The sequence below is a fragment of the Fluviicola taffensis DSM 16823 genome (assembly GCF_000194605.1).
GTDB lineage: Bacteria > Bacteroidota > Bacteroidia > Flavobacteriales_D > Crocinitomicaceae > Fluviicola > Fluviicola taffensis.
This window is the reverse complement of sequence record NC_015321.1, coordinates 4,268,191-4,281,789: the sequence shown is the minus strand read 5'-3', so window position 1 is coordinate 4,281,789 and position 13,599 is coordinate 4,268,191. Positions and strand designations below refer to the sequence as shown.

The following is a 13,599-nucleotide window of genomic DNA, read 5'->3' as shown; positions in this document are numbered from 1 at the left end:
AACCAAATTGACTCTCTATTAATGATCTTTCTGCGCCTGCTCATTTTCCTATTCTTTATTTTTTGCTCAAACTCTTTATTTTTTGCCCAAGATTCCCCTAAGAAAACAACCCGTGAACTGATTCATGAATTAGCGAAGCTTTCACCTTCAAAAGAAAAGGTGGACCTGTTTAATCAGCTTGGTCGTGATTTTAGAGATAAAGGATTTAGAGATTCCTCTCTGATTTATGCCAAAAAAGCCAAAAATCTTTCAGAGCGCCTTCAGTATGAAAAAGGAATGACGGTGGCATATTTAAATTTGGGGGTGACATATCGGGAAATGAATGTGTTTTCTGAAGCGGAAAAACATTTGAGGTTGCTTTTGAAAATTTCCGAAAAAACGGGAGATGAAATAGGGAAGGGCGATGGATACGATAATTTTGGTCATCTATTCTTGGCAAAAGAAGACACCGTAAAGGCGCTTGAAAATCATCTGAAATCACTTGAAATTCGAATAAAAGCGAATGATCAATATGGAATTGGAAATTCCAATGAGAACATTGGATATATCTATTCTTCCAAACATGATTTTGTTCATGCGGTCAAGTATTTTGAAGCGTCTTTGCAAAATTTTCAAAATCTCCACGATGAATCTCGAATTGCATTAGCAGCTGGTAATGTTGGTTCTCAATATTATTTTATTGGGAATTATCAGCTTGCGTTAAAGCATTTTTATACATCATTGAAATATTATAAATCGACTAAAAATCTGAGTGGAGAAATTTGGACGAGTAATTTAATTGGAAATATTTACAGTGATGCGGGGAATTATGAACTTGCTTTGAAAAGTTATAAGAATGCATTAACGATTAGTAAGGAAATTAACGAGTGGTGGCAGACAGTAGAGTCTTATATTCTTCTTGGACGTTCCTACATGATGATGAAAAACTTCCCCAAAGCACATGCTTATCTTCAAAAAGCAAAGACTTTGAGTGTGAAGATGGAAGATCCTTTACGTGTTCTAATTAGTGATTTTTTTATAGCAGAAACCTATCGTGAGCAGAAAAGAGTTGATTTAGCTTTAAAAGGATTTCAATTGGTTTATGAGTCCGCATTAGAGCAAAATAGCAATCAATGGAAAGCATCTTCTAGCGAACGTATAGGAAGATTACTTTATGAAAAGAAGAAATATAGTGAAGCCAAAAAATGGTTGATGACTAGCTTGAAGCTCCATCAGGAAATGTATATGATGCGTGATTTAGCGGCAAACTACTTGATTTTGTCTGATGTTAATAAAGCTCTTGGTGAATACAAAGAAGCTTACGAAAATCATAAGGAGTATGTGAAATACAATAATCAAGTTGAAAAAAACGACGCTTCAAAACTTGCAATGAAGTATGAGTTCAAAAAGAAGGAAGAAGAGTCTCGTGCTGAACAGGAAAAAAAAGATGCATTAACAGATAAAGAAATTCGAACGAAAAGTATTCAGCGAAATACTGCCATTGTTGGATTTACTTTAATGACTTTACTGGTAGCTTCATTGCTGTATTTGTTTCGTTTGAGAAGTAAAAAATTGGCAGCAGAAAGGTTAAATGTGGAACTCAAACGCAGAGAAATAGAAACAGTAAAAGAGACGGAGAAATTCAAATCACGCTTTTTAGCAAATATTTCTCATGAGTTTAGAACACCGTTGACTTTTATTAACGGGCATTTGGAATTGTTGAAACAAAATGCTAGCAAGGAAGATGTTGTACGCTATAATGAGATGGAGAACAATGGAAAAAGACTGTTGCAGCTCATCAATCATTTGTTGGATTTATCGAAAATGGAAAGCGGTCAATACGAGCTTCAATTTCAAAATGGAAATCTTTTAAATGAAATACAAGCGCATGTACAAGCGTTTCACTCACATGCTTTGCGATTGGGGATTGAGCTTACAATAGAAATATCAGAAAGCGCAAAGCAACAATTGAATCAGAAACCTTTTTACTATTCATCGGAAGCGTTGACTACCATTTTGGTTAATTTATTGTCTAATGCTCTAAAATTCACGCCTTCTTCAGGAACTATATATACCTCCATTGATATTTCAGAAAATCATTTATTGATTTCAGTAGCAGATACAGGAATAGGAATTCCTGACAATCAATTAGATAAAGTATTTGATCGTTTTTATCAAGTAGATTCTGTAAATCAGCGTTTTCAATCAGGATCTGGTATTGGATTAGCTATCGTAAAAGAGCTAGCAATCATGCATGGAGGAGAAGTTTCGGTGAAAAATGCCCCAGAAAGTGGATGTGTTTTTTCGATTTCACTTGCAAACATGGAGAATCACAAAGATGATTCAGAATTAAATCCTGTTTCTACCGAAGAATTTGTTCCATTAGATTTAATTGAGAAATCAGCAAATCGAGAAATAGAAATAGAAACAGGAACTGAAGAACTTCCGCTAGTTTTAGTCGTGGAAGACCAAGAACAACTTCGCAAATTTATTTGTGAATGCTTGGGAGATCAATATCGATATATGGAGGCTGAAAATGGAATTCAAGGAGTTGAAATGGCCAAGGAATACCTTCCAGATATTCTGATTAGCGATGTGATGATGCCCGAAATGAATGGTGTTGAATTGTGTGGTGAGTTGAAAAATAATGATCTGACATCACACATTCCAATCATTTTACTTACTGCTAAATCCGACCAAGAAGATAAAGAAGTTGGACTTGAAATTGGGGCTGATGATTATCTCACAAAACCTTTTTCAGTTGCAGAATTAAAACTGCGGGTTCGAAATATACTGCGTTTAAGGCAAGCGCTTCGCGACAAATTTGTTGATGGAAATATTCCACTTTCAAACGATCTTCCAGAACTTTCTCAAAGAGACCGTGAATTTCTTCAAACCCTCATTACGGCAACAGAGGGTAATTTGTCGAATTCCCAGTTCGGAGTGAATCCTCTTGCCGAATTTGCGAACTTAAGTTCAAGTCAGCTTACGAGAAAGCTCAAATCGCTTATTGGGCAAACACCTGCTGATTTCATTCGACATATCCGTCTTCAAAAAGCCATTGAATTACTCAAAAACGGAATGAGTATTTCGGATGTCTCATGGACTGTTGGATTTGAAGATCCATCTTATTTTGGAAAGGTTTTTAAAAAACAATTTGGAGTTCCTCCTTCAGAATTTGAAAAAATCAAAACAGATTAAAGTAGATGAGAGTGATGATTTTGATTTTCAATTACTTGAATGGTTTTTGGACTTGAAAGTGCGTGAAAATCGCCTAAAAAAAGCGTGAAAATTACCAGTATAAAACAAAACACATGAAGTACATTTGGATTTAAATAAAACAAAAAATAGATGCAGGATAGGATCAATTTGGTCTGTGTTTTGTATCAAGAGCTGAAACTAAAAACAAAAAACATGAAACCAATCTTATTAAAAAAAGCCACATTATTTTTCGTATTTGCTTTTGCAATGACAGCTTCTTATGCTCAGCAAGGATATCAACGAATTTCAGGAACATATTATAAAAACAGTGCAAATACAGTAACGTGTGGGTGCAGTACGCAAGGACTTTTAGCTTATGTGGCTTCTGATGGAAATGCGTACACAATGACAATCTGTTTTGATACGGAGCCAGGAAGTTTTTATGAAATTTTCAATGAAGAAAATATTACAGTAGAAGGAGAAGTAAAAAACGTTCTTTGCGACAACGGACAGTCTTACTTGGTTTTATATGTTGTGAAATCTGAGCTTCCTATAATGAATCGTAGAGAACTTGTTCCGGAGTTTATCAAACAACAGTCAAATCAAACGAAAAAGCCAGGAACTCCTTCAAGCTCTAAAAAAGAGACAATGCTTGAAGGTAGTTATATGCCAAAAGGTTCTACTATGGATGACTGGAGTGATTACAGCCATTGTAATTCTTGTGGGATGTTGAATGGAAATAAAAGTCAGCCGATAATCTTTGATAGAATTAGTACCGTTCCCGATTATATGTGGCAGGTAAAAGTTTGGGGAATTAAAGAAGGAAATAATTTCTATGTGACTCGTTGGGAAACAAAATAAATGAAGCGAAATAGTTCAGACATAAAAGAATATGAAAAATACATTGAAAAAAGTTGCTCTTGCTTTCTTCGCATTTGGAATGATAGGAACATCAGCACATGCTCAAAATAACGAAACAACCAGTTTGAGTGGTTATGTTATCGGATACGATTCCGCGAAAAAATCTGGATGCTTTTTTGTTGACAAACAGATGGTTGAACAAGGAGTTGCTGCTGGAATAAGTGGGAAAACAAATAAATCGTGTTCTTCTGCAAAATATGGATTAGGCGCCGCTATTAATTTAGAAAGAGTTCCATCTGATGCGGATTACAATACTCCTGCAGAGAATACCTTACTCATTTTTAATGGCTATTGGGCTGTAAAAGATGGAATAAACACCTTTTTTGTAATAAGTTTTGAACCTTTTTTCTGAATCTAAAAAATGAAAACACTTTATACTCTTTTAATTCTTCTTTGCGCATTTAGTTCTTGGAGTCAGGAACAAGCAACAGGATATACTCCAATGCCGAATGGCGAGTATGAGAAACTGAAAATTGCTTTTAGCTCTCCTTTTACCGAGCGTAATTTACCGGCTTCTTATGTTATTCCAGAAAGCTACTTTCCAAATCCAGGAAGTCAAGGACAGATTGGTTCTTGTGTGGCTTGGTCAACAACTTACGCATTGGCATCATTTTATTTTGCAGCAAAAAACAAATGGGGATCACCTAAAACTACCAATATGATTATGAGTCCTGCATTTGTCTACAATCAAATCAGAGAATGTACTTGTGGTCCAAATTGTGGAACTTATGTACACGATGCCTTGAATTTATTGAAAACAAAGGGAGTCGTTACTTGGCAAACAATGCCTTATGATAATGCAAATTCTTGTAGTGTTCCTTCTCAAGAGTTAGTTAATCAAGCTTCTAAATATAGGATTAGTGGTTGGAATCGATTAATTAACAGATTAAATTTCAATGAATTCAAAGAACATTTGAGCAACGATGTACCAGTAGTTATTGGTTCTTGTTTGGGATCTGGCTTTTCAAATTATGGATACAAAAAGTCAGCAAGTCCTTTTTCATGTACACAAGTTACGAGTGGTGGACATGCGATGTTAGTAGTTGGTTACGACGATAATAAACGCGCATTCAAGATTATGAATTCTTGGGGAAAAGATTGGGGAGTAAACGGCTATATCTGGGTCGATTATGATTGCTTTAAGTTGATGATGAGTAGTTATGGTGCCGAAGCTTATGTCATAAACAAAGATTATGAGTTGGGGAATAGCGACAATCCAGTTGAAAATCCATCATCCAACATCAGTGCTTCTAGTTTCACTCCTTATGGCCACTGGGAACGTATTGCAACAGGGCATTTTTACATTGATTACGGATTAAATATTGCAGCAAACGTACAGCCTTTGGTAGACAGAGTAACTTATGTTTACGATCATTCCGCTTTTCCCAACAAATACATTACTGTAAGCAGTGGTCCGCATTATCAAACTTCCTACGAAGGACCTTATTGTTTACCAAACATGCAGGCAATTGTTTATTTGAAAGATGGTAAATCTATTAAAGTAGAGTTTAACGGTTGTGAGACCATTAATCAAGTAACAAGAGATGATTTGAGCACTTTTGATATTCATCCAATTGTTACTGCTGTTCCTAAGACAAATCAATCGGGATATTACAATTTTGATATTCGTTTAAGAGGTGTTGAAAATGTGAAAGACCGAATTGTAAAAGTCGTGTATGATTTCAATCACCCAACGTTTAAAAACCGCTATATAACTGTGACCGATAAAACCAATAGTTTCCGAGTAGGTTATGATGGCTGGGGATGTTTACGCGGACTTGGGGCAACCGTATATTTTGATGACAATACTTCTAAAACCTTTAGTATAAATATGTGTGATATTTTGGGTTGGTAAAAGAACAAATTCACGCATTAAAAGAATATTTAAAACGAACAAAATGAAAAATTTGAAAAAGATTGGATTGGCAATGGTTATTTTCACAAGCTTTACTTCCTTTGCTTTTGCTGGATCTAAAAAAAGTAAAGCAAAGAAAGTTCCTTATACAGTTGCTCAACGTTATTTTGTCAATAATACGGTTGAAGACGGCGTTTTCTTTTATCCGAAAATCACCAATCAAGAAGAGTTCGATAAGTTATTTGGAATGGCAACAGTGATGGGGAAAAATGGATCGCCAACTCCCATTGATTTCTCTAAACAATATGTGATTGCGGTAATTGATATGATTTCTAATAAGGAGGTGAAATTGGAACCTAAAAGTTTGTTGAAATTGGGAACAGACATCACATTTACATACCTTAAAACCGAAGAGACATCAACTTCTTCTACTTATTTCCGTCGTTGTTTGATACTTGTTGTAGATAAAAAATACGATGGAAAAGTAACCATTGAAGATGCAAATCAACAAGGAAAGATTGCTTTCAAAGTTGCAGACCGTTATTTCGTAAATAATACCGTTGAAAAAGGAGAATTCTTTTATCCAAAAATTACCACTCAGGAAGAGTTTGATAAATTATTTGGAATGGCGCCAATTATGGGTGAAAATGGAATGCCGACTGAAATCGATTTTTCGAAACAATTTGTCATTGCAATTATTGATGCTGAAACAAATAAACAAGTTGAGTTTTCTGTTGAAAGTTTGGTGAAAAAAGACGGTGTTATTACGTTGAATTACCGTAAAACGGATGGTTTAGTAGAACAGAATGCATCTTATCGTTATTGCTTTTTAGTGATTGTAGATAAAATAAATGACGGAGAGGTGAAATTTGCTCTTCAAAAATAAGGAGGGGAAACAAATTTTCTTGAGCTGATTTTATAGGATGAAAACAATAAAAGAATTTGAATTTTTCTACGAAAAAGAGTTAGTTTCTGTATTAAAACCGTTAGATAATCAGCGAAAATCTTTTTTAAAGAAGTTTTTCCTGTTGTGGTTTTTGTTGATTGTGCTAATCGGTGTATTAGTCTTTTTTCTAAAAATACGGGGCATTTTAATTGGAGTTTCACTACTAGTAGTTGGATGGTTCATTTTTAGACACTTCTATCGGAAATTCAAGAAAAAACTCAAGACGGAATACAAGAATGGAGTTATCAATCGAATGATTTCATTCTTGGATAGTCGATTGGAATACAATCCTGAAGATGGAATTTCTCGTAAAACATTTGTGGCTAGTTCGCTTTTTACAGAGTATGTGAGTAAGTATTCTACCGAAGATTTAGTGACGGGTTTAATTGGCGAAACAGCCATTTCTTTTGCAGAAGTACACGCTCAAACAGAACACAATGATTCTGGACAGAAAAGTTACCACGATATTTTTAGGGGCTTGTTTTTTGCTGCAGATTTCAACAAACATTTTCATTCTAGAACAGTTGTTGTTCCCGATTTTTTTGAAAACTCATTGGGTGGAATTGGTCGATATATACAGAAGAATACAGTTTGGGGCGGAACCGATCCACTCATCAAATTGGAAGATCCACAGTTTGAAAAATACTTTGCCGTTTATGGTCTCGATGAAGTAGAAGCACGCTACATTTTGACTCCATCTTTGATGCAACGACTCACCAAATTTCGACTGGAAAATGGCTATATCTGGTTTTCATTCGTAGATGGTCATTTCTTTTTGGCACTGCCTGTGATGAGTAATTTATTTGATCCACGAATGTTTAAGTCTGCATTAGATCCGGAATTGCTTAAAAAATATGTGAGTTATGTATCGCTGATGATAAGTATTGTGGAAGACTTAAATTTGAATACTCGGATTTGGAGTAAGTGAATGAAAATAAGTTTGACAAAATGTTATTTGTAACAGTCTGCTCCATAGTTTGGTAGCAGACCAGTTTTTTACTAGCAATTAATAGTCTTCATAATCGATACTTTATTAAATTTGAACTTCTAGACATTCTGTTTTTAACAATCAGGAAAAGCTGCAATTACAAACCATACCAAAACCTGAAATACTATGAAATTACTTTATATTCTCTTTTTAATCTGCTCATTTTCAGCTCTTGCTCAGGAGAATACTATTCTTACCATTAAATCACAAAAGCTTTCAGAAGATCGCATAATTACTGTGCATATTCCAAAATCATATACGATATCAACTGATTTGAAGTATCCAGTTATTTATTCATTGGATGGAGAATATACTAGGCTAGCATTGGCAGGAACTGTTGATTATTATAGTTTTTGGAATAAAATTCCAGAATGTATCATCGTGAGTATTGATCAAAACTATGAGGACCCGACTTCAAATGGGTATGTACGTTGGAGTGATTGCTCTTATAGTTGGGATTCTGGACTCCCGAAAGGAAAGGGAATTGATTTCAAAGCGTTTATTTCGCAAGAACTAGTTCCATTTATAGATAGTTCTTATCGAACCACAAATTTTAGAGCAATTGTCGGCCATTCATTCACCGCGAATTTTGTGAATTACTTCTTGCTGGATGAAGTTCCTGTCTTTAAAGGTTATATTGCCATTAGCCCGTATTATGTTCCAAATAGCTTGAATCCTCTTAAAAAGAGTATTCAAAATCAAAAACAACCAGTGTTTTACTATACTGCAGCAGGTGAAAAAGACCTTTCAGGCCACATAACTTCTGTTACAAATTTTGACAAAGAGTTTTCTAAAATTGACCATCCGAATTTCAAGTACAAAAAGTTTGAAAGGCCCAACAATGGCGCAAATCATACAACCATTTTTCCTCTTGCAATTTTAGATGGGGTGGCTCATTTGTTTTCGGTTTACGCCCCAATTGATGAGATTGAATTCAAGCAGTTGGAATCCAGTGAAAATAAGGTAGAGTACCTCCAAAAGAAATACCGTGCAGTTGAAACTATTTATGGAGTGAACATTGAAATGCGTGAAAATGATTTAAACACGGCTTCCTATGCGATTTCCAAAAAGAAACAGTGGAATCAATTGAAAGAACTTGGAGAACTTACGGTTTCATTGTTTCCGAAAACTTTTTCCGGATATTGGATGTTGGGCGAATACGAAGAACAAATGAAGCATTACGATCTTGCTTTGAAGTATTACGAAACTGGGATGAGTTATTTAGGGAAAGATGTTTTGAATGTTTCCGATTTTCAAAAAGTGATAGACCGTGTGAAAAGTAAACTGTGAATTAAATAAGCAGTGTGTGGACGGAAGATGAAAATCATTTAAGAGTATATAAATTTATAGGTATAAAAAAACGCCCCGACATTCACTATCGAGGCGTTTCCTTTGGTTATTGGTTTGTTACTTGTGATCGTACTCGTGTCCGAGTGCAACTACATCAACTTCTTTGAGTAAAGCTTTTGCTTTTTTGTTGGAGATTTCGCGTTTGAAAATATCGAAAATCAAGTACACACATGGAACAATGATGAGTGTTAACAACATGGAACTAGTTAATCCTCCAATCAATACCCAAGCCAATCCTGATTTCCATTCGGCTCCAGCTCCGTGAGCAAATGCAATTGGCATCATACCGAAGACCATTGCAAGAGTCGTCATCAAAATTGGACGTAAACGTGCCTGACCAGCGATAATCAATGCTTCAACCGTATTGTGTCCATCTGCCTTTTTCTGATTGGTGAAATCGACTATCAAAATCGCATTCTTGGCTACCAATCCAATCAACATAATCATTCCCAACATAGAGAAGATACTAATAGGTTCCATTGCTAAAGCCAATGCTAACAATGCTCCGATGATTGCCAATGGAATGGAGAATAAGACAACAAACGGATACACATAGGAATCGTACAAAGCAACCATGATTAAGTATACAAATAGGATGGAAGCTAAAATCGCTAGGAGTAAGTTCCCAAAAGCTTCCGCCATGTTTTTCGCATCTCCTTCAAAGGTGTAAGCCGTATTGCTTGGAAGTGGATCTTTTTCCATCATCTGTGCAAACTCAGTGGTCACTTGCTGACTCGATGTTCCAAGTGCTTGAGAAGTTACCGTAATTGAAGGAACTCTATTTTTGCGTTCTAATTTGGATGGTCCGCTTGCTTTTCCGATAGTTGCAAACTGACTCAATTTGATTTCTTCTCCACGATCATTGATGAAATAAACTTCTTTCACATCTTGCGTACTTTTTCGATCAAAATCATCGTAGTTTACCAAGATATCGAAGTCTTTTCCGCCTTCTGTGTATTTCGAATTATCATCTCCGTTGAAAGACATTTGCAAAGTAGAACCAACGGTACTCATCGTTAGTCCTAGTTCAGCCATCTTATCGCGGTCAATATTCACTGTAACTTCTGGATTTCCTGTTTCTACAGATACTTTGACTTCGGCTGTACCTTTAATGGATTTCAATTTTGCCATTACTTTATTGGCAGCGACGTAATTCGAATCCATATTATTTCCTGAAATCCCAATTTGAATAGGCGCATCATCCGCTCCACCCATAATTCCAACTGCTGCTGAATTTACTTTTACGTCGGGCAACATGTGTTCGATGTCTTGTTTCATCAACTGAGCAATAATTGCTGCAGATTTGTCGCGTTTTTCTTTGTCCACAATTTTTACTGTCAACTGCGCTTTGTTGTTGGCATTACTGGATGAACCCATGTTTCCACTAGCAGTTCCCACACTGGTGAAAACGTTGATTACTCTTTTATCATGAAACAAGTAATCTTCTACGCGTTGCACCGTTGTATTTGTTTGCTGAATCGTAGCATCTTGTGGTAATTCCAAAGAGATTACAAACTCTCCACGGTCGCCCGCGCTCACGAATTCCCCACCAATGTATGGGCCTAACAATACAGGAATTCCGATAATTCCTAAGAATGCTGCAATAACAATGTACCGCTTTCTGCGCAATGCAACTGTCAATGTGCGGCCATAAGAAGTGGTGATTCGTTTCAAAACACCTTCGAAAGCCATTACGATGCGACCACCTAATGTTTTGTTGTTCAATTTTGTTTCTTTCGCAAAACGAGAAGCCAATAATGGAGTCAAGGTAAAGGATACAAATAAAGACATCAAAGTCGAAATAACGATTACCAAGGAGAATTGAGAAAGTAGATTCGAAATTAAACCGCCAACCATTGTAAGCGGAAGGAATACCACGACATCCACTAAGGTAATTCCCATCGCCGTAAATCCGATCTCATTTCGACCTTCCAATGCTGCTTTTTTGCGTTCTTTTCCCATCTCGAGGTGACGGTAGATATTTTCCAAGACAACAATCGAGTCATCGACCAAAATTCCTACTACGAGTGAAATCGCCAGCAAAGTCATCAAGTTCATCGTAAATCCAAGTAAATACATGGCAATGAATACCGAAATTAACGATGCTGGAATGGAAATCATAATGATGAAAGCATTTCGTACACTGTGTAAGAACAAAAGCATCACCAAAGCAACAATGAAGATTGCAAGTCCTAAATCGACTACAACCGCATCAGCAGCAGCAATCGTAAAGTCAGAAGAATCGGATGCAACCTCGAATTTCATTCCTTGCTTCTTGTATTGAATTTCCAATTCCTTGAATTCTGCGCGCACTTTTTTACTCAGGGAAACAGCATTGGCATCCGTTTGTTTTTGGATCAATAAACCCAAAGAGTTTGTTCCGTTGATTCGGTTGAATGTTTTGATTTCTTTCGAAGCGTCTGAAACCGTTGCAACTTCATTCAATCTTACTGGTGAACCTGTTTTTGGATCACTCAAGATCACTAAATTATTTAACTCGCTTAAATCCTTGTATTTTCCACGTAAACGAACCAATGCCTGACTGTCATCGCTTTTTATTTTACCAGTTGGTAATTCTAAGTTTGCACTGCGAATGGCATTTGTAATCTGAAGAATAGAAATACCGTAGTTGGAACAAGCTTCACGATTCACTTGTACTTTGATCTCTCGCTCTTCACCACCAACCATGGTCACTTGTGCCATTCCTTCCATTTTGGCAAGAGAAGGAGAAATCTCATCTTTAATCAATGAATACAATTCCGTTGGAGGCATGTTAGCTGTTACGCCCACATTCATGATTGGAGCTTCGTCGAAAGAGAATTTTCCTAAGGATGGAGAAAGAATCTCTTCAGGCAAAGTGGAAAGCATGGCATTGATTTTACGCTGTGCTTCTTGCAATGCTTTATCTGGGTCGGCATCATTTTTCAACATCAATACAATGGAGGAAATTCCTTCCATGGATGTAGATTGGATATCATCCAAGTTTTCGACACCAGAAAGTGCGTCTTCAATTTTCTTGGTAACTGAATTTTCAACCTCTGAAGGAGAAGCTCCTGGATAAGCTGTAGTAACAGTTACCACAGGAATCGAGAATTTGGGCATCAATTCGTAATTCAATTTGGAATAACTGATGATCCCGAGGAATCCCAAGACCGCAAAGATCACAACGATCAATGAGGGTCTTTTTATGGCTAATTCTGTAATAGACATATTGTTCTAAATTATTTTTCGCCGAGGCGAAGTGATTACTTAATGATTTTAACTTTAGATCCGTTGTCAATATTCAACTGACCTGTTTTAACCACTTTCATTCCTTTTGATAAACCAGAAACAATCTCGATTTTTTCATCGTCTACTGATCCAATTTCAATTTTGGTCAATTTTGCTTGTCCATCTTGAATGATATATACTTTCGGATCTTTGATACTTCCAACCAAACATTTGATAGGAATTGTTAAAGCTTCTTTTGTGCCACCAAATGTAAATTTCACTTTTCCAGTCATTCCAGATTTAAGTGGTGTTTTTACAGGATTAACAAAGCGAATTTCAGTATCAAATTTCTTGGAACCATCTGCTTGTGGAGAAACCGAAGCAACTTTCCCTGTGATGGTGGAGTTTGCATATAAATCAGGTACGATTTGAACAGATTGTCCTGCTTGAACGCGAACTACTTGTGCATCTAACAACTTCACGCTCATTTTCAATGATTTGATGTCTACGATATCAGCAATCGCAGTTCCTGGAGCTAAATAACTTCCTTTTTCGATGGCAACATTTGATACAACACCCGAAATAGGAGAGACGATTGTAGTCAACTTCAAACTGTGTTGAAGCGTTTTTACTTTGGCATCTGCAGTGTTCATTGTCATGCGCATTTCTTCTACTTGTTGTTTGTTGACAGCTCCGCTTGCTACCATACGCTCGTATTTTTCCAAATCTGATTTCGCTTTGTCTAAAGTTGTTTTCGCTAAAGAAAGATCAATTCGAATTTGCTCACTATCCAAGGTTGCAATGACTTTTCCTTCGTTTACGTAGTCGCCATTTTCGATATTCAACGATCTCACACGACCGCTTGCTTCTGAAACGAAACTCAATTGATGATCTGGAACAAAGTTTCCGTTCAATTCGAAATCTTGCGAAACAGTTTCCATCTTTGGCTCTGAAATCGTTACTGGGAAAATGGTCATTTTTTTATCCGTAATAGATGCATTTGCCTCCATTTTTTCTTTGTTGTTTCCCAGTTTATTGATTACAATGAAGAGAAGCAGGACTCCGATTAGTGCGGGTAGAATAATTCGTCTGAATACGCCTTTCTTTTTTTGTTGTTCTTGATTTTCCATGTCTTTCTTTTTATCTGAA

General features: G+C 36.3%; 9 protein-coding genes. 7 read left to right on the top strand and 2 right to left on the bottom strand.

Annotated features, from left to right (window positions below):
• Window positions 1–21 precede the first annotated feature (21 nt).
• The 7 genes from FLUTA_RS18750 to FLUTA_RS18715 all read left to right on the top strand — a co-directional run bounded on the left by FLUTA_RS18750 (window position 22) and on the right by FLUTA_RS18715 (window position 9,180).
• The gene (locus FLUTA_RS18750; RefSeq protein WP_013688481.1) at window positions 22–3,180 is read left to right on the top strand and encodes a tetratricopeptide repeat protein; all 3,159 of its coding nucleotides are present in this window, start codon (window positions 22–24) and stop codon (window positions 3,178–3,180) included.
• A 213-nt stretch (window positions 3,181–3,393) separates the two neighbouring features.
• Complete coding sequence (locus FLUTA_RS18745; protein WP_148235472.1) at window positions 3,394–4,041, top strand: hypothetical protein; 648 nt, start codon at window positions 3,394–3,396, stop codon at window positions 4,039–4,041.
• 31 nt (window positions 4,042–4,072) lie between these two features.
• Complete coding sequence (locus tag FLUTA_RS18740) at window positions 4,073–4,453, top strand: hypothetical protein (protein ID WP_013688479.1); 381 nt, start codon at window positions 4,073–4,075, stop codon at window positions 4,451–4,453.
• A gap of 9 nt (window positions 4,454–4,462) precedes the next feature.
• A complete protein-coding gene (locus FLUTA_RS18735) occupies window positions 4,463–5,956 on the top strand; it encodes a C1 family peptidase (RefSeq protein WP_013688478.1) in 1,494 nt (497 codons plus the stop codon).
• 43 nt (window positions 5,957–5,999) lie between these two features.
• Window positions 6,000–6,842 (top strand): hypothetical protein, encoded by an 843-nt coding sequence (locus FLUTA_RS21050; protein WP_013688477.1) that lies wholly within the window; start codon window positions 6,000–6,002, stop codon window positions 6,840–6,842.
• Window positions 6,843–6,879: 37 nt separating this feature from the next.
• Window positions 6,880–7,830 (top strand): DUF3137 domain-containing protein, encoded by a 951-nt coding sequence (locus FLUTA_RS18720; RefSeq protein ID WP_013688476.1) that lies wholly within the window; start codon window positions 6,880–6,882, stop codon window positions 7,828–7,830.
• A gap of 186 nt (window positions 7,831–8,016) precedes the next feature.
• Window positions 8,017–9,180: an alpha/beta hydrolase gene (locus FLUTA_RS18715; protein WP_013688475.1), complete on the top strand. Its 1,164-nt coding sequence runs from the start codon at window positions 8,017–8,019 to the stop codon at window positions 9,178–9,180.
• Window positions 9,181–9,297: 117 nt separating this feature from the next.
• On the opposite strand, the gene FLUTA_RS18710 is transcribed toward FLUTA_RS18715, so the two are convergent.
• Window positions 9,298–12,450 (bottom strand): efflux RND transporter permease subunit, encoded by a 3,153-nt coding sequence (locus FLUTA_RS18710; RefSeq protein ID WP_013688474.1) that lies wholly within the window; start codon window positions 12,448–12,450, stop codon window positions 9,298–9,300.
• A gap of 35 nt (window positions 12,451–12,485) precedes the next feature.
• Window positions 12,486–13,580 (bottom strand): efflux RND transporter periplasmic adaptor subunit, encoded by a 1,095-nt coding sequence (locus FLUTA_RS18705; protein WP_013688473.1) that lies wholly within the window; start codon window positions 13,578–13,580, stop codon window positions 12,486–12,488.
• Window positions 13,581–13,599 lie beyond the last annotated feature (19 nt).

Excerpts from the sequence above, each read along its gene's own strand:
- FLUTA_RS18750 (WP_013688481.1), top strand. The coding sequence starts at position 22 with ATGATCTTTCTGCGCCTGCTCATTTTCCTATTCTTTATTTTTTGCTCA.
- FLUTA_RS18745 (WP_148235472.1), top strand. The coding sequence starts at position 3,394 with ATGAAACCAATCTTATTAAAAAAAGCCACATTATTTTTCGTATTTGCT.
- FLUTA_RS18740 (WP_013688479.1), top strand. The coding sequence starts at position 4,073 with ATGAAAAATACATTGAAAAAAGTTGCTCTTGCTTTCTTCGCATTTGGA.
- FLUTA_RS18735 (WP_013688478.1), top strand. The coding sequence starts at position 4,463 with ATGAAAACACTTTATACTCTTTTAATTCTTCTTTGCGCATTTAGTTCT.
- FLUTA_RS21050 (WP_013688477.1), top strand. The coding sequence starts at position 6,000 with ATGAAAAATTTGAAAAAGATTGGATTGGCAATGGTTATTTTCACAAGC.
- FLUTA_RS18720 (WP_013688476.1), top strand. The coding sequence starts at position 6,880 with ATGAAAACAATAAAAGAATTTGAATTTTTCTACGAAAAAGAGTTAGTT.
- FLUTA_RS18715 (WP_013688475.1), top strand. The coding sequence starts at position 8,017 with ATGAAATTACTTTATATTCTCTTTTTAATCTGCTCATTTTCAGCTCTT.
- FLUTA_RS18710 (WP_013688474.1), bottom strand. The coding sequence starts at position 12,450 with ATGTCTATTACAGAATTAGCCATAAAAAGACCCTCATTGATCGTTGTG.
- FLUTA_RS18705 (WP_013688473.1), bottom strand. The coding sequence starts at position 13,580 with ATGGAAAATCAAGAACAACAAAAAAAGAAAGGCGTATTCAGACGAATT.